This window comes from Lysinibacillus sp. TE18511, from assembly GCF_054062295.1.
In genome coordinates this window covers 83,741-100,561 of sequence record NZ_JBSSFD010000013.1, presented here as the reverse complement: position 1 = coordinate 100,561, position 16,821 = coordinate 83,741, and the positions used below count along the sequence as shown (strand labels likewise).

At 34.3% G+C, this 16,821-nt stretch carries 14 protein-coding genes and 1 pseudogene; 5 read left to right on the top strand and 10 right to left on the bottom strand.

Annotated elements, in window-relative coordinates; all coding sequences use genetic code 11:
* Nucleotides 1–1,354: 1,354 nt before the first annotated feature.
* Complete coding sequence (locus ACVWXS_RS12190) at nt 1,355–1,951, bottom strand: hypothetical protein (protein ID WP_456958399.1); 597 nt, start codon at nt 1,949–1,951, stop codon at nt 1,355–1,357.
* A gap of 268 nt (nt 1,952–2,219) precedes the next feature.
* On the opposite strand from ACVWXS_RS12190, the gene ACVWXS_RS12185 reads away from it, so the two are divergent.
* Complete coding sequence (locus ACVWXS_RS12185) at nt 2,220–2,747, top strand: hypothetical protein (RefSeq protein ID WP_456958398.1); 528 nt, start codon at nt 2,220–2,222, stop codon at nt 2,745–2,747.
* A 328-nt stretch (nt 2,748–3,075) separates the two neighbouring features.
* On the opposite strand, the gene ACVWXS_RS12180 is transcribed toward ACVWXS_RS12185, so the two are convergent.
* Nucleotides 3,076–5,682: a zinc-ribbon domain-containing protein gene (locus ACVWXS_RS12180; protein ID WP_456958397.1), complete on the bottom strand. Its 2,607-nt coding sequence runs from the start codon at nt 5,680–5,682 to the stop codon at nt 3,076–3,078.
* A gap of 187 nt (nt 5,683–5,869) precedes the next feature.
* Nucleotides 5,870–6,289 (bottom strand): GNAT family N-acetyltransferase, encoded by a 420-nt coding sequence (locus ACVWXS_RS12175; protein ID WP_456958396.1) that lies wholly within the window; start codon nt 6,287–6,289, stop codon nt 5,870–5,872.
* Nucleotides 6,290–6,683: 394 nt separating this feature from the next.
* Here ACVWXS_RS12175 and ACVWXS_RS12170 point away from each other — a divergent pair, with 394 nt between their 5' ends.
* Complete coding sequence (locus tag ACVWXS_RS12170; protein ID WP_456958395.1) at nt 6,684–8,081, top strand: hypothetical protein; 1,398 nt, start codon at nt 6,684–6,686, stop codon at nt 8,079–8,081.
* A gap of 143 nt (nt 8,082–8,224) precedes the next feature.
* Here the strand turns inward: ACVWXS_RS12170 and ACVWXS_RS12165 are convergent, their stop codons facing one another.
* The 5 genes from ACVWXS_RS12165 to ACVWXS_RS12145 all read right to left on the bottom strand — a co-directional run bounded on the left by ACVWXS_RS12165 (nt 8,225) and on the right by ACVWXS_RS12145 (nt 12,543).
* Complete coding sequence (locus tag ACVWXS_RS12165; RefSeq protein ID WP_456958394.1) at nt 8,225–9,805, bottom strand: hypothetical protein; 1,581 nt, start codon at nt 9,803–9,805, stop codon at nt 8,225–8,227.
* Entirely contained in the window at nt 9,795–10,505 is a 711-nt protein-coding gene (locus tag ACVWXS_RS12160; RefSeq protein WP_456958393.1) for an ABC transporter ATP-binding protein, read from the bottom strand. Before ACVWXS_RS12160 ends, ACVWXS_RS12165 begins: the two co-directional genes overlap by 11 nt.
* A gap of 116 nt (nt 10,506–10,621) precedes the next feature.
* The gene (locus ACVWXS_RS12155; protein ID WP_456958392.1) at nt 10,622–11,401 is read right to left on the bottom strand and encodes an ABC transporter permease; all 780 of its coding nucleotides are present in this window, start codon (nt 11,399–11,401) and stop codon (nt 10,622–10,624) included.
* Nucleotides 11,402–11,405: 4 nt separating this feature from the next.
* On the bottom strand, nt 11,406–12,308 hold the full coding sequence (locus ACVWXS_RS12150; RefSeq protein WP_456958391.1) for an ABC transporter ATP-binding protein: 903 nt from the start codon (nt 12,306–12,308) through the stop codon (nt 11,406–11,408).
* Nucleotides 12,292–12,543, bottom strand: coding sequence for a PLD nuclease N-terminal domain-containing protein (locus tag ACVWXS_RS12145; RefSeq protein WP_368635247.1), 252 nt, complete (start codon nt 12,541–12,543; stop codon nt 12,292–12,294). Before ACVWXS_RS12145 ends, ACVWXS_RS12150 begins: the two co-directional genes overlap by 17 nt.
* Nucleotides 12,544–12,727: 184 nt before the next feature.
* Here ACVWXS_RS12145 and ACVWXS_RS12140 point away from each other — a divergent pair, with 184 nt between their 5' ends.
* Nucleotides 12,728–13,261, top strand: a complete 534-nt coding sequence (locus ACVWXS_RS12140) for a transcriptional regulator (RefSeq protein ID WP_368635248.1) — start codon at nt 12,728–12,730, stop codon at nt 13,259–13,261.
* Between the two features lie 33 nt (nt 13,262–13,294).
* Nucleotides 13,295–14,155 carry a YitT family protein gene (locus ACVWXS_RS12135; RefSeq protein WP_402985185.1) on the top strand — a complete coding sequence of 287 codons (861 nt, stop codon included), beginning with the start codon at nt 13,295–13,297 and terminating at the stop codon, nt 14,153–14,155.
* A 245-nt stretch (nt 14,156–14,400) separates the two neighbouring features.
* Here ACVWXS_RS12135 and ACVWXS_RS12130 read toward each other — a convergent pair whose 3' ends face one another.
* Nucleotides 14,401–15,591, bottom strand: coding sequence for a YbfB/YjiJ family MFS transporter (locus ACVWXS_RS12130; RefSeq protein ID WP_456958390.1), 1,191 nt, complete (start codon nt 15,589–15,591; stop codon nt 14,401–14,403).
* Nucleotides 15,592–15,694: 103 nt separating this feature from the next.
* Between ACVWXS_RS12130 and ACVWXS_RS12125 the strand changes: the two genes are divergently transcribed.
* Entirely contained in the window at nt 15,695–16,573 is an 879-nt protein-coding gene (locus tag ACVWXS_RS12125; RefSeq protein WP_456958389.1) for a LysR family transcriptional regulator, read from the top strand.
* A gap of 79 nt (nt 16,574–16,652) precedes the next feature.
* On the opposite strand, the pseudogene ACVWXS_RS12120 reads toward ACVWXS_RS12125, so the two are convergent.
* Nucleotides 16,653–16,757, bottom strand: a pseudogene (locus ACVWXS_RS12120) (PhoU domain-containing protein); the annotation flags it as partial.
* Between the last annotated feature and the right edge of the window lie 64 nt (nt 16,758–16,821).

Below are 16,821 nucleotides of genomic sequence, written 5' to 3'. Positions count from 1 at the left end.
GCAAAATTAAAATTGAGCCCGGTGCAATACCGAACGCAATTTACCCAAGCTGCCTAAATGAAATAACCGTGTCTAACTTTTAGGGGTCACTTCACCTTGGGTAACATTTCATTGAGATTCTATTTATATGTTACCGCCATTCAGAACAAGTGGATCGAACAGTCTTCTTTAAAATTATTTTTCGCAGCGTCTCAGAGTCTTATTTTCTATAAAAAACAGCGACAAACACCGATTTAACAGTGTTTGTCGCTGTTTGAAATGTTACCAAGCTTTTATTTAGGAACGTTATTAGATTCATTTATGTATACATTATAAATCCTTGTTACACTAAAGCACCTCGTTAGTAAACTTAATATCATTTATCTTGATTTCTTGATTTTCGTTTTCCAAGTTGATATGCACCAAAAATGATTCCCCCGAAAATTGCCAACCAAAAAATCAATGGAAAAATAGCAATAAATGTATTCATTTAACTTAATTCCTTTCCTTCTTGATTTTAATCTTCTACTTATATAAAATCTTTAGTTTTAAGTATAACATTAATTTGCAAATCGTCCTTGGTAACATTTCATTGAGATTCTATTTAGTATGTTACCGCCATTCAGAACAAGTGGATCGAACAGTCCTCTTTAAAATTATTTTTCGCAGCGTCTCAGAGTCTTATTTTCTATAAAAACAGCGACAAACACCGATTTAACAGTGTTTGTCGCTGTTTGAAATGTTACCAAGCTTTTATTTGGGAAAGTTTATTAAGATTGTTTTGTATAGCGTATAAGTCCTTGTTGCACTAAAGTATTGTTAGTTGAAGAAAAAAAGTGCCCCCTTACCCCACACTTTATTCTTATCTACGTGCTTTTCTTTCTGTGTCAAATGCAAAAAGCCCTGCACCTAGTGTAAAAATACATATAAAAGGAAGAAGCCAGTCTTTCTTTTCAAGAGTAAAAATCAACAATAGTGAGAAGATAAGAGATATTACTGAAAATATCAACACAAATTTTGTTTTTCTATACATTCTAAACACCTGCTTTTCCATATAATTTCATATTCAATAATAAAAAAATTACCTGAAAAACCCCAAAAATTACTGTTGGATACAATAGTGATAGATAAATTTCGTGGTTGTATTCTATATTTTATTACGAAAAATTCTTAAGTATAACATTAATTCCCAAAGCGTCGTTTGGGAAAATTTTCGAAATGCTTGTTGCACTAAAGCACCCCGTTAGCCATCCATGTAGCGGCAAAAACTAGCGCCACATCACAGAAAATGAAAGATGATTAAGTTCTTTCATGGGAGTTTAAGAACATTTTTTTACAAACTTTTTCCTTTATTTGAATGTTTATATTAATCTCTTCATTTCAACCTCCTTCTATAATCATTACTAAATTCCCTCAAATTAATAAACCTAACGTTTTGAGTGTTGGATTCATTTAAAACATTGTAAACAGCTTCAGTAATAATTAAATTACCGTACCAGTTATTAAAGTAGAAAATATCACTACCATCCCACTCTTTTTCATCTACGCTTAACCCTTCAGAGATACGCAAATTATTTAAAAATGCTCCACAAGTCTCACAATGCGGTATTTTATTTCCTAAATGATCTTGGAGAAAACCACCTTTACCTGTAGCTTCAATGCGGGCTAAATTAAATAATTCCTTATCTAATAATCGCTTCTCATTTTTAACTTCAATTTCTATAGGGGATAATTTGAACCCTTTAAAATTATGTCTTATTAGAATAGCTTGAATTCCACTTCCAATAATATTATTTCCCATCATTTTATAAAAGTCACTAGTTTCATCATCTCGTAATTGGACTTTTAAAGGATTTTTTATAGTTGATAACACCCCGCCACATTTATCACATTTCCTGATATCATAATCTTCTCCATTATTCTTGAAGAGTACATTTGTGTCCGATTTTTCCTTTAATAAATAAAAATTCATAGTATAGCTCCTTTTATTTTGCTGTTTTCTCAAAGATTGTTGCTTTTAAAACAAAAAGGCAGATTTAATCTACAAAACGTGTAGATTAAATTCTGTCTTTTTGGTTCGATATTTCGTGAATCAAAATTTAACTATAGCCCCTGTTAGTTGAATAAACAAATCTATAGTCGGAGAACAATTACTTAAATCTTGGTAACGTAAAATTATTATCATAATAAACAATGCTGGGGTAATAATATGTTTATCTTATAAAACTGGAGGTGAAATAATGAAAACAATGCTACTGACATTGGGTGTCTTTTCCAGTTTCCTTCTTATATCCTTTTTACCAACTGAAACGTTAAACCAAAGAACGTCAGCCTCAGAAACCTCTACACTTAAATTAGAATATCCAGATAATCAAAGTAAATCTTTTATCGAAGAAGATGAATTCTATAGCAAATTAGATAAAAACATCTATGAAGAGTATAAAGATGCTGCATTCAGTATGAGAAAAAAAATCTCCTTCAAAGAGGTAGCAGATACAGAACTAACATTCAAATTGAAAACTAAACTCGGTACAGAAAAAATGGATAACCTAAACTCGCCTCATATTCATCCCAATCGCCAAGTATATTTTATGGGTTCTTTTCACCAAAATGAAAAAGAAGAATGGCACAAATTTGTAGTAATAGATGCTGAAACACAAAAGGTACTTCTTGGAGGAGACCATTATCATCTGTACGATAATCCTTACAAGCAAGCAAACAAACTAAGCCACCATAAAAACTTGGTGGTTTTTATATTAGTTTCTTAATCGAGCATCCAGTCTTTTCTTACATTAATCTACTCCGTTAGCACAAGAAGCGATCGCTCTAATTGCATAAATTTTATAAATTCGACGCTATAAATGGAAGGAAGTTCCTAAACTAACCTGCTCTGTTAGCTCAATAAGAAACAAGATGCTACCGCAGCAACATCTTGTTTAACTCTTGCATCCCGTTAGTTTAAGAAGAACAGTGACGTTTATTAAACAATCGCGCCTGATTGTTTAATAAAACAACAAAAATTTTTATACACCTTTATTATTTTATAAATGAATTTAATAAAAATTAAACAACTTTATTATCTGTATACACATTTTATTAGTTCTTATATTTCCTAATTCTTGATTCAATAGATTCTAACCAAACATCACCTAATGCATTCCTCCACCAGTATTTTTTCTTACTACTTGCCAGAACATCAAAGGATGATAAGTTATTTAATTTAGAATCCCATTCCTCAGCTAGTTGAGGAAAACAGACGGCTAAACAATTATCTAATCCTACTTTTTTATTAGCACAATATGGACATATTGCTTGTTTCATATTATTTATAGAACACTGCCATTCATGCTTGTGAGCTACTCCTTTTTCACAGTACCACCACACAACTAAATCACTGCTAATTTTAACGTCATATGGAGTTAACTCGCCATTTTTTTCAGGATGCCAAAATGCTGAAATTTCCGGCTTTAATATACCTAGAGAGAGTTCAACTGTATGATTTTTTCCAGCACAGAAAGGACAATTGTTCCCGCTATATCTATTAGCAATTGTACTCTTCCATTCATGGCCCTTTTTACATTTCCACCAAACGTATTTACCAGAACCAACTGTTATTCGTAAAAAATCGATGTCTTTATTTTTCTCGAAGTCCCATTCTTTTAATAGTTCTGGTTTCTTTTTAATTAAATTATTTTCATTACACCATTTGCATTTATGCATACCATTTACTCTGGTATAAACAGGTGCTATCCATTCATCTCCACATATCAAGCATATCCACCATATCTTTTTAGCAGACCCTGGAGTAACGCTATAAGGCTTTAAATAGCCATTTTTTTCAGGATGCCATTCAGCTGCCAAATCAGGATATAACTTTTCCAAAGAATTCTTTTTCCTAGAACTGATATATAAAGAGTTAATTATAGCTTCATCTTCTTCTAAATTAATGTTTAAATTATGCCAATTATATTTCTCAATTTCACTTAGATTTTCTCCCTCAATAAGACTTAACATGATTCCACTTAAAATATTTAAAATATTTTCTTTTGCTTTTGGTTCAGACTTTATAGTAACTCCAAAAAAATCATTTAAAGGCGGCAATTTTTCTTCCCTTACTCTTATTACTTTAATACCCATTTCATTTAATAATTTATTTTTTTTATTGTCTTGATGTACTCTATTTTTATGATAAAAAACACCATCATACTCAATAGCAAAATTATAATCAGGTAAAAATATATCTATTTCTATTTTTGAAGAGTCTCGATGTAATATAAAATTATTCTTTACCTTATTGAAAATCTTTTTTAAATAAAAATAAATAGCTTGTTCAGGAAACGATGTTTTCATTTCAAAATTACATTGTCTACAACCAGTACCTTTGGAACTTCGAGATTTCGGAGATGCTTTCCATTCATGCCCGAATTCACATTTCCACCAATACTCTACGTTACTGCCATAATTAATAGCATCTGGCGTTATACCGTCATTTTTTTCACTATGCCATTCTTTCGCTAACTCTGGAAATTTTTCCGATAAAGCGGAACCTGAATTTAATTTATACTCCTTAAAACTTTCTATTCTATTTTGCTTAGCACAATTAGGGCAACCTCGACCACTACTTCTGCTACCTACAGTACTCATCCACTCATACTTACAAACACTACACAACCACCATACCTTTTTATTAGATTTTGGTGTTAAATTATCAGGCTTTAAACTACCATTTAACCTAGGATGCCATTCCATAGCTACTTCTGGATATTTATTAAGTAGAGTGTTATTTTTTTGAACCTGTATTTCATTTCTTGTTTGCGCCCCTTGCTTATACATAAGGGTATTCAATCTATTTTTTATAGCTTTTTGATTACCACATTTCGGACACCCAGAACCTTTTTTTGTTCTTAAATATGGTGTAGTTTTATAGTCTTCATGACCATTTAAGCATTTCCACCATACCTTTTTTTCTGAACCAGGTACTGTTTCAAAAATAGAATGGTTTGTATTTTTTTCAAAACACCATTCTTCAGTTAATTCAGGGAATAAAGTATAAATTGAATTACATTTAGGGCATCCTTTATCTTCGTGAATAGTTCTACTTTTAATCATACAATCCCATTCATAACTACATTCATTACACTTCCAACTAACGCGTTTAGCTGAAGTATAATGAAAATGAGTCGGATCTATTCCTTTATTTTTTTCATAATTCCATTCCTTTAATAGTTCTGGATACTTATTTACTAGAGCGTACTCTTTACTATCCTTCTTTTTTGAACATTTAGGACAGCCACTGCCCTCCTTTGTTCTTTTAGATACTTTAGTTATCCATTCAAAGTTACATGCATGACATTTCCAATATCTTTTTTCATTAGTTCCTGCTAAAGTATTTTCGGGAAGATATTCTCCATTTTTGTTGTAATCCCAATCTAACGCAATTTCAGGATATAGCGTTTTTAAACTATTGGTAACTGATACCTTTCTATTGATACAAAAAGGACACTTTCCTCCTTTAGTTCTAGTAAGAACCATCATCTCCCACTCATGATCTGGACCATTCGGACATTTCCACCAAACATATTTTTCAGATCCAAAAGAAATATTTTCGGGTGTAACCTTTTTATTTTTGGTAGGATGCCATTCTTCCGCCAATTCAGGATGAGTATTCATCAATTTGTTCTCATCAGTTAATTTTCTTCCCATTTTTTATTCTCCGTAAGTATAAATTGTTAAATGTTTAATTTCCCGTTCTTATTTATTTTAACATTTCCTTAAATTTTAAATAAGTTTTCAAAAACAAGAGTTCCATCACAAAAAGGCCCTATTGCTGAAAAAGGCACAATTCCTTGTTCAAGAATTGCGCCTGTTCGTTGAAAAGAACAATACAAAGTTAGACTTTATTAATTTTAATTTCCATTAACAAATTACTCTCATTATTAATTTTCTTCACCTTTGAAAATCCACATTTTTCGTAACATCTAATCGCTCTTTTATTAGAAATTTCAGGATCTAATATTATTACATCAGCATCTAACTTCATCGCGCTCTTGCCGTGTCCACGCCCTTGATAGTGCGCATCAATCATAAATCTGTATATCCAATAGTTTCCGTCATCCGAATCTATCCCGTACATAGCGAAACCGAGAAGCTTTTCTCCACAATAAATCGCCTTTATATTCATGCGCGGAAAAAATTTACTTTCTGCAATTGAATACAGATTTGAGGCAATAAACCCTTGCTGTTCTTGCTTAGGTTTCAGTTCAATACAAGCTTCCCAATTACTTTGATCAATCGATTTTAAACTAATCAAATTTCAGATTCCCCCCTAGTAGTAGAGAAATCCATTGTCATGAGTTCTCTACAAAATTAGTTTTCCCCTGCCGATAAAATAACTTATTGTTCTGATATACATAGCACATCACTCCTCATAAGATGGATTGTTAACGTTAGACCGTACAATTTAAAAAAGCACACGATTTGCTCTCCATTTGTACTCTCGTTTAGTTCGACACCCACAGACAAATCCCTTCTATATTTCTCCAAACAGCCAATTTAAGTTTTTGTACCTGCCGCTACGCTTTCAGTACAAAAAAAATTGGCTGAAAGAAGTTAAATCTTAATCATCGAATTAGTTCTCCAAAATCATCACCAACTTTTTTTCTCTTCATATTCTATAATCAGACCTAATTTTGAGGGGGAAACGTATGGGGATTGAATTCACTGCTCTCCATTGGATTTACGTTGTTTTTATTGTCCTTATCATTGGCTTTATGGTTAAACGTCGCGATACCACCCTCATTTGTATTATTGGCATCTTCATGCTAGCAATCGTAGCTACAGGTGATTTAACTTCATCTATAAGCGGTGTTTTTAACAGCTTTATTTATGCGATTACAGAGCTTTTATCAACCATTCTAATTATTTCTATTATCGTTGCCATGAGTCGCGTTTTGATGACTTCAGGTATTAACGAAGTCATGATTGCTCCTTTTACGAAAATCATTAAAACACCAGCACTAGCTTATTGGACGATTGGTCTGTTAATGATGTTTATTTCCTGGTTTTTCTGGCCATCACCAGCTGTGGCGCTTTTAGGGGCAGTTCTCTTGCCAGTTGCAATACGCGCAGGTCTGCCAGCACTTGGAGTGGCAATGGCGATGAATTTATTTGGTCATGGAATTGCTCTTTCGAGTGATTTTGTTATACAGGGGGCTCCGAAACTGACTGCTGATGCTGCTGGTATTCCAGTTGGTGAGGTAGTAGCTGCTAGTATCCCTCTTGTCATTACGATGGGCGTTGTCACAACATTAGTCGCCTATATTTTATTACGACGCGATATGAAACGTGGAGCACTATATTTGAACGCTACAAACAACACAAGTGAAGACGCTGAACAAGTAACTGCTGAACACTTGCTGACACTTGGACAAAAACGCTTTTTCGCAGTTCTCATTCCAATTGCCTTTGTCCTCGATGTCATTGCCATGTCCATCTTAAAATTACAAGGTGGAGATGCTACAGCTTTAATAGGTGGAACATCCGTCTTTATCCTATTGTTGCTTTGTGTTGTAGCTCATAAAAACCAAGGCCTTGAAAAGACAACAAGTTATTTAATTCAAGGATTCCAGTTCGGGTTTAAAGTGTTTGGGCCAGTTATTCCCATTGCGGCCTTCTTCTATCTAGGAGACTCTGGCTTCACACAAATTATCGGCGACTACTTACCAGCCGCTTCACATGGTATCGTCAACGATCTCGGCGTTGGTCTAGCTGCTGTCGTACCATTAACAAAGGAAATTGCGGTCATTACTTTAACAGTCGTTGGCGCCATTACAGGATTAGATGGCTCAGGCTTCTCAGGTATTTCCTTAGCAGGCTCTGTTGGTAGTTTGTTCGGCAATGCTATTGGTGGAGGTACAGCAACTTTAACAGCACTTGGGCAAATTACAGCAATTTGGGTTGGAGGCGGAACAATCATTCCCTGGGCATTAATTCCAGCCGCTGCAATCTGTAACGTCAGCCCCTTCGAACTTGCAAGGCGTAATTTATTGCCCGTGATAATTGGGCTTGTCGTTACAACCATTGTGGCAGTGTTTTTGATTTAACATTGTGCAGGTAAACAACGTCGTCCAAGAGAAAGAGATGACTTCTGTAAAGTACAGATGCCATCTCTTATTGTTAGAATGTATTTTCTATATATAGTTCATTAAATACATCCTTGGTCATCTCAAAATAGACCTCGTCAACGTTATGGTGATGGGCATTCCGAATTTTTCTTATCAAATATTTTATAAATTAATGTAATCGTACATAGAGTTACAACAATCAAAATGATTACGGCTGTCATTAATGGAGAAACATTGAAAGTACGTAAGCTAAAATGAAGAAGTCCCATAACAATTAATAAAGGTAATCCATATAGCAGGCTTATTAATACTGTAGGATTTGATTTTATTGCCTCCGATGGATTAGTCCATTCAAGTAATGGATGCCTTCTATCATAAAGAGGAGACAATAAATTATAAGTAATGACTAATAGTATTGTAATCAATAAAAGCAGTCCCGTAATAATATCGCCTCTGCCAAATAGCATGTAAATGATATAGCTTATTACGACCGATATTGTGCTGATGCATGATGAAATCACGACTTTTGCCATATAAATTTTTTGTGTATCAAATGGCAATGTTATGCTAGATGCATAGTATTTCCCCTCTCTTGAATAAGGAGTTCCACTTATATTGTTCATACAACTCATCAACAAAACCATATATGGAAAAATAAAAGATTCATAGTTAACAATCCATTCAGTTCTTAAGATATTTGTCTGTACGAGCATTAAAAAAATGATTGTACAGATTGGGGTTAAAACAATCCCCAAAATAGCTTGCATTTTAAAGTACGGTTCAGACTGAATAATCCAATATTCACGCTGCAAATAATTGAACCAACTACTTTTGATATCTCTCCCCCAAACTTTAGTCGGTTTTTTTATTTTGCTGACAAGCAAGCCATGTTCATAATACTTAGACGCAATCATTTTTATCGTTACTTTAAACAATAAATAGCATAGTGCGAATAATAAGATAAAACTTATGACAGTATTTAATGACAAAAGCGTCTCCACTAATGACTGTTGCATTGCAAAACGATAACCTATATCGAGAAAATCTGAAATGGAAGCACTTAAGGATGATATTGTTGAAGCATCTAATTTTGCTAAAACAATGCTGATTGCTTGATAATTTTTTATTAAAAAGTACACTATTGGGCTTATTCCAATACTTAGTATAAGAATCATCCTAACAAGCAAATACACGGATGTATTGGTAAATTCACTCCGAAAATGATTTAAAATGGATAACATTAACAAAAGGAACAGTACAATTAAAACGTTCATGACAAGTAAAAATACAATTGATTTTACAGCAACAGCTAGCTTAAACTCTATCAGTAATATAAAAAATGTCGGTATTGTTAAGATACTGACAACCATTATCGGTAAAGCTACGCCACTTATTATTTTCGACATGACAACCCGCTTTGCTGAAATGGGCAAATGAGCAAAAATAGCAAAATCGCTTTGACTAAACACTACCGAAATGGCAAAATATGAAATCAATAAATACGTCACACCATTTGAAAGAAGAACATTGTATAATAAATACTCCTCTGGGGTCGCTATAAAGTAGATCATGAGAGTAAGTGCAAAATACTGAATCGCTACATAAATAAATGCAATAATTAGGAGTATTTGAATTACTGGCTGCTTTGGCTTTGCATAAAAAGATGTTAAAAAGAATTTAATTAATTGCCTATTATCCTTCATTGGCTTGCTTCTCCATAAAAATAGTTTCTAAGCTCCCATCGACTAGCAAATTCTCAACACGCTCATGTAAGACAATCTTTCCATCTTTTAAAAATGAAATTGATTGACAAATTTTCTCTGCAACATCTAACAAATGAGTAGAAAAGAATACGGTCCCACCATTTTCAACATACTCCTTCATACACTTCTTAAAAGCAACGACCGCAAGTGGATCCAGACCATTTAACGGCTCATCCATGATTAGAATGGGCGGACTAATTGTAAAAGCAGTAATCAACGCCATCTTATGAAGCATTCCATAAGAATACGTTCCGATTGGTTTATAAATACTTTTTTCCATATCAAAGACGTTAATGAAGCTTTGTAATTTTTCATCATCAGTCTTTTCATATAGCTTTAAAACGAAATGTATCCAATCATATGCAGCTATATTTGGAAATACATGAATGGTATCAGGAATAAAATAGAATTGTTTTTTATAGTCGAGTGACTGCGATTTTGGCACATTATTAATCATGATTTTTCCTGAATCTTGCTCAACTAATCCAGTAATACAATTTAATGTCGTTGTTTTACCTGCACCATTTCCACCAACAAACCCCAGTATTTCTCCTTTTTCTATTTTTAACTCTACTCCCTTTAGTACCTCATGCTGTCCATACGATTTCCGTAAATTTTGTATTGATAACAGTTTTTCCACCTCATTTCATATCAATTATGCCTCGGCATAATTGCGTCCGGAATCGGCTTTGTGCTTATGGAAACTTCTGTACCTGTCGCTATGCTTTCGGTACAAAAGACATTTGCTGAGAGAAGTTAAAATTTCTTTTTAGCAATAAAACTTTGCATAGTCATGATCATCAATAAAACCAACAGCAGTGTTACGATAACATTAATGCCATACCAAGTTCCCACTTTACCTGTCATCAAAATATTTGTTGCATACAAACTATTACTAGCAGGATTAATAACGTCTAAAATTGGATGTAACCCCGCAGTGAAACGACATATGAATAGGACAACGATACTTATTAATGCAATAAATGCAGGACTAGTGAAAAATGTACTCATCATCGCCACAAACGTTATGACAAATAACAGCCAAACACAATAGAATACTAATGCCCAAATAGCTTGTGTCATAGGAACAGTAGTAAATAAATACGCTGAGTAGCCATAAGACACTGCATAGCCAAGAGCCATACATATAACTGCCAATATATAATGGATAATGATTTTACTATTTAAATAAGATGATATCGATACTGGCCTTGTTAGGATAAATGCCATCATGCCATTCGCTTTTTCCCCTTGAATAATACTCATAGTGGCAACTGCCAGAATAATAATGCCTAGTTGGTCAAATTGTGAATTTAATGTTGAGGCAAGTACCTCACCTCCCTCTGGCTTTGCCATGTTAGGATCAATCATTATACCTTCAACCCCACCAGCAGATTGTAAAATAACTGGTAAATAATACATCATAATCGGCTGAGTTAGCCCTAGTAAGATAAAGACAATTGGGAGCCAAACTATTTTATAATCTCTTGTCATTTGATTTATTTCTTTTTTGCTTAACGCGATAAAAGCATGCATTCACTTACACCACCAATTCTAAAAATATTTCTTCTAGATTGTCTTGAATACCCACTTCAAATTTAGTAAACAACACTTTTGCATCGAGTCCATGCTGTAATAATCGGTGGGCATCCCCTTCCAAATAATCTACAAATACTTTAAAGCCATTTCCACAGCTTTCGACTTTCTTCACGTATGGCAAATGTTCAATCATGGTTAACCACTTAAAATCTTCCTTTCGAATCATTAAAAAGATAGCTGATTCTTGATGGCGCTTAAGCAATTCTGATTTTGTAGCATCCTCTATTTTGTGACCATTTTTAATCACCACAAAGCGCTCACAAATTTCTTCTGCATCGCTCAATATATGCGTTGATAATAAAATGGTCGTTTCTTTTTTTATCTCTTTTAATAGATTTAACACTTCTCTCCTACCTATTGGATCTAGTGCAGATACCGGTTCATCCATAATCATTAAAGCTGGTTTGTGCAATAATGCTTGTGCGATGCCAAGGCGTTGCTTCATACCACCTGAAAATGTTCCGACATGGATATGTGCTTCTTTCCCTAAGCCTACCTTTTCTAAAAGCAATGGAATTTCTTTCTGCAATTCGGTTTTTGCTATGCCAGAAAGTGTTCCCATAAAGGACAATGTTTCAAATGCTGTCATCCACGAGAAAAAATTAGGATACTGAGGTAAATAACCAATTTGATGTTTCATAGATGAATTCTTTTGACCATCAAGAAGAACTTCCCCTTCATCCGCATACAAAATGTCAGCAATGATTTGAATTAACGTAGATTTCCCTGCTCCATTTGGACCAATTAACCCAACACACTCATTAGCATCAATGACCATTGAAAAACCATTCACAGCCGTTTTATGTTTAAACTTTTTCGTAATATTTTTAATTTCTAAGCGCACGTTTATTTACATCCTTTCTACCAATAATGAAGTATAGAACAGAACCAATCGTATTAAAGAATAAAATAATAATTGCCCACATAAGTATGTTTTCTCTCGTATCTCGGTGCCGATATAAATCGAATAAAGCAACAATGATTAGAACAAATCCTACGAATAAAAATGGCAAAATGATTGGAAGTATGCTTGCCCAATCCAGTTGATTTAAATCATCAATACCATAGTGTAATTTCATTACTAAAACCCCCCATTCATTATCATTATCAATAATGATAACAGAATGATTTAAAAATTTCACTACTTTTTACTGTACATCCTTTTTAAAAATATATATTATATTTTTGAGAATGTTCTCATATTGATAACATTTTATTACTACCCTTGATATCATCTCATTTTTTCTATAGGAGGATCGTTTTATGCGTAATAAAGCAGAGGTCTTAATGCACCCTGTGAGAATGAAAATTTTACAAGCTCTGAATAAAGAAGAAGGCTTAAGTACTTTGGAGATGATTACTGTCATTAAAGATGTACCTCAAGCTACTTTATATCGCCATATCCAAATTTTGGTGGATGAAAACATTATAAAAATTGTAAAAGAGCGAAAAGTACGTTCTGTTACAGAGAAATTTTATGCATTAAATGAAGGAGCAGCAAAACTGAGTAAGGAGGATTGGTCACAACTAACTATCAAACAAAAATTAAATTATGTTTCTTACTATCAATTAGCTTTACTATCTCAATATCAAAATTATTTAAATTCACTTGATGAAAAAGAAAGCACGGCAGATTTTGCAACTTTTTCATTTCTTGACTTGTCATTAACGAATGATCAATTTAAGAACTTTGAAAATGAATTGAACAATTTAGTAACTAAATACTATAATATGGCCGACTCAACTGAAGAGACTGAGACAAAAACAATTGCTGTAAATATTATTCCAAAACCTTAAGTATTATTTTACATACAGAAATGGAGAAGATTAATGAAAAAAAGAACGTTAGTTGAAAACACACGAAAATTTATTCTGATTGTCATTGGCGCTGTCATCGCAGCATATGGACTAGAGGCGGTATTGATACCGAACAATGTCATTGATGGTGGTGTGACGGGGATTAGTATTATGGGCGCACATCTCTTTGGTATTCCATTAGGCGTGCTACTCTTTGTATTAAATATTCCGTTTATTTTTATTGGCTACAAACAAGTAGGTAAAACTTTTGCATTGATGAGTTGTGCTGGAATAGCAGCTTTATCTGTTTCCACAGTCCTTTTACACGATGTTAAAACAATTTTAGGTCCAGAAGATCCTTTATTAATTGTTTTAGCTGGTGGTATGTTACTTGGTGTTGGGATTGGGATTGTCTTACGTAACGGTGGAGCTTTAGATGGCTCTGAGGTTTTAGCTGTGCTACTATCTCGAAAGATTCCATTTTCAGTCGGGGATATTATATTATTTATTAATGCCTTTATTTTCTTAGGGGCAAGCTTTATTTTTGGATTGCAGAGCGCATTATATTCAGCTTTAACGTACTATATTGCGAAAAACGTTATCGATATTATCCAAGATGGTTTAGAAAAATCAAAAGACGTTCGTGTTGTTAGTGGGAAGTCAGAGGAAATTGGAGATGCGATTCAAGCTCGTTTAGGTCGTGGTGTTACTTATACACAGGGTCGTGGTGGTTTTTCAAATGAACCAACTGAAATTTTAAACTGTGTTATTAACCGTATGGAAGAAAATAAGATTGTTTCAATTATTAAAGGTATCGATGAAAGTGCTTTTGTCGTCATTTCTGATGTTTCAGAAGTACGCGGTGGTAACTTCAAAAAACGTGATATTCACTAAATCAAAAGTAATGTTTGATAAAAAATATCCTCATTGGATTACGTCCAATGAGGATATTTTTTTAAGGTTAGTACTATTTAATATCAATCAAATAAGTGTTCATTCGTTTCTTGACTCATACCTATTCCATCATCTTCAATTACAACACGAATTTGTCTTGGATGCGGCAGGTCTTCATGTAGGATAAAGCTATTTATAGTTCAACTGCAATTAGATCAGCTTTTTCTCTATTGTAGTTTTAAGATTCACGTTATGGAACGTAGCTCTCCTACTTTCACTTTTTCATATTTTAATCCGCTAATCAGACATAAAGCTCCAACGATTACAACAGCTGTTGCCCCAAATAAAGCATTCTGATAACTATTTGTATAATTAGCTAATGTTCCTGCAAGTGAGGGACCTAGCATTTGACCTAAAGCATAACCAGCAGTTAGATAACCTAATATTTGATGACTGTTCACCGGCACTATTTGTCTTGCTAACGTTGTAGCCACAGTTGTAATCCCCATAAAGGTTGCCCCAAAAATAAATGCACTTGCATAAAGTGTCATCGTATTTGTCGCAAATGCTGGCAAAACGATGCCAAGCCCTTGAAATAACATGGAAATAAATAATGTTCTCACATAGCCATATCTCTGAGCAAGCTTTGACCAAACAATACACGATGGAATCGCTGCAATCCCGACAACAAACCATACAATGGCAGCATCACCATGAAAGTTTGTTGACTCTTCTGCAATTGATACGATAAATGTTCCAGTGACAATATAGCCAAGTCCCTCTAAGCTATAAGCTAGAATTAGCCACTTCATCCATGTCGTAGGTGGGACTCTCTGCGGTACTACGGTTTGACTTGATTTCTCTTGTGTCTGTTGAGTAACTGGTTTTATTAATAATACGATGAATACAAACAATACGGCACAAAACAACGCCAAAGCAATCCATGTTCCATTCCAATCCAACATGGCATGTATGGGTGACACAATAACCGCACTTATGGCAATTCCTATACCTACCCCGCTATAAAAAAGCCCTGATAAATGTGCTTTTCCATTCCCAGCTAACTGATCGAGCACAAGACTAGCAGCAGCTACAAAGATAAATGCACTCATAACCCCTGAAATAAAACGAAGTGCATACCATGCGATAATGACATCGGTAAAGCCCATCATAGCTGTTGTCAAAATACTAATAACGAGAGCTATTTGTAAAAAAGGAATACGCTTATCTCCTATTTGTAAGCGACCGGCAATTAATGCTCCTACTAAGTATCCTAAATAATTACTTGTTGCTAGAAAACCTGCTGTGGCACGACTAAAAGCAAAAGTATCTTGCATATACGGTAGGATAACCGTATATGCAAAACGACCAATACTCATGGCGATGACTAATGCCAAAATACCCCCTATTAAATATTGAAACGTCTGCTTGTTCATACTTTCCCTCCCCTTCTTCTCACTATAACAAAAGTCCAGGTATCACAAATAACACGAATTCTTTATAATAGGTATCAAATAAATTGATGTCTGGAGGAAAAATATGAATATTAATGATCTCACTATTTTTCGGACGGTCGTGCAAACAGGTAGCTTCTCTAAGGCTGCTGCAAAGCTTAATTACACACAATCCAACATCTCTATGAAAATACAAAATCTTGAGGCCATGTATCATACGACCTTTTTTTATCGAGGACATCGAGGCATCCGATTGACACCAAAAGGAGAACAATTTTATGAGATGGTATTAAAGATGCTACATCTCTATGAAAAATCATTTGAAATACTTCAGGATACAGAGGGGAATAGAGGAATTCTACGCATTGGTTCAATGGAAACAACGGCGGCACTACACTTGCCTGCACTATTAGCCACCTTCCATAAAGCACATGAACAGGTAGATATAACAATTCTGACAAGCCCTTCTCTACAAAATATAGAACGGTTAGAAAACTATGAATTAGATGGTGCATTTGTAGTGGGACCCGTTTACAAAGAAAATATCCTTGCAAAAGAATTTATCTGTGAAGAGCTTGTTGTGATCACATCTAGCAAGCATAAACGAATTGATAGTTTACGAGATATAGAGGACAGTACGCTTATTACTTTTCATCATGGTTGCTCATATAGAGCCATTTTAGAGCATTGGTTGCACGAGGACGATGTACGACCACAGAAGCGCATGGAGTTTGGCACTCTTGATGGAATCATTGGCTGTGTTGCCGCTGGACTAGGTGTAACATTACTGCCACGTGCAATTGCTCAAAGATATATGGAGACACAATCGCTCTCATTGCACATTTTATCGACAAAGCAGGCTCAAATCCCTACTTGGTTTATTTACCGCAATGACGAAGTGCAGTCACCTGCACTCAAATATTTTTTAGAGACGATCGATGCATACGACTATCCGTCAGTTTGAGTGGACTATCCGTCGCTGTGCATGTTCTATCTATCATTCTAAAAGCAAAGAGCTGTTCAACGACGAACAGCTCTCATTTTTAGGAGATTACAGTTTCTGCTATGTTCGAGGCATGGTCACCGATTCTTTCAAGATTGCTTACTATATCTGCAAATACAATTCCTGCTGAACCTGAGCATGTACCTTATGTTTTCGTATAGTATATCTTTTGACGATTAATCTAATTTCCTATAGGCTTTTATTAAATC

What these genes read in the sequence shown, in the direction of transcription:
- ACVWXS_RS12125 (WP_456958389.1), top strand. Translation starts at nt 15,695, where the DNA reads ATGAATATTAATGATCTCACTATTTTTCGGACGGTCGTGCAAACAGGT.
- ACVWXS_RS12145 (WP_368635247.1), bottom strand. Translation starts at nt 12,543, where the DNA reads ATGAAATTACACTATGGTATTGATGATTTAAATCAACTGGATTGGGCA.
- ACVWXS_RS12165 (WP_456958394.1), bottom strand. Translation starts at nt 9,805, where the DNA reads ATGAAGGATAATAGGCAATTAATTAAATTCTTTTTAACATCTTTTTAT.
- ACVWXS_RS12135 (WP_402985185.1), top strand. Translation starts at nt 13,295, where the DNA reads ATGAAAAAAAGAACGTTAGTTGAAAACACACGAAAATTTATTCTGATT.
- ACVWXS_RS12140 (WP_368635248.1), top strand. Translation starts at nt 12,728, where the DNA reads ATGCGTAATAAAGCAGAGGTCTTAATGCACCCTGTGAGAATGAAAATT.
- ACVWXS_RS12155 (WP_456958392.1), bottom strand. Translation starts at nt 11,401, where the DNA reads ATGCATGCTTTTATCGCGTTAAGCAAAAAAGAAATAAATCAAATGACA.
- ACVWXS_RS12180 (WP_456958397.1), bottom strand. Translation starts at nt 5,682, where the DNA reads ATGGGAAGAAAATTAACTGATGAGAACAAATTGATGAATACTCATCCT.
- ACVWXS_RS12190 (WP_456958399.1), bottom strand. Translation starts at nt 1,951, where the DNA reads ATGAATTTTTATTTATTAAAGGAAAAATCGGACACAAATGTACTCTTC.
- ACVWXS_RS12170 (WP_456958395.1), top strand. Translation starts at nt 6,684, where the DNA reads ATGGGGATTGAATTCACTGCTCTCCATTGGATTTACGTTGTTTTTATT.
- ACVWXS_RS12185 (WP_456958398.1), top strand. Translation starts at nt 2,220, where the DNA reads ATGAAAACAATGCTACTGACATTGGGTGTCTTTTCCAGTTTCCTTCTT.
- ACVWXS_RS12130 (WP_456958390.1), bottom strand. Translation starts at nt 15,591, where the DNA reads ATGAACAAGCAGACGTTTCAATATTTAATAGGGGGTATTTTGGCATTA.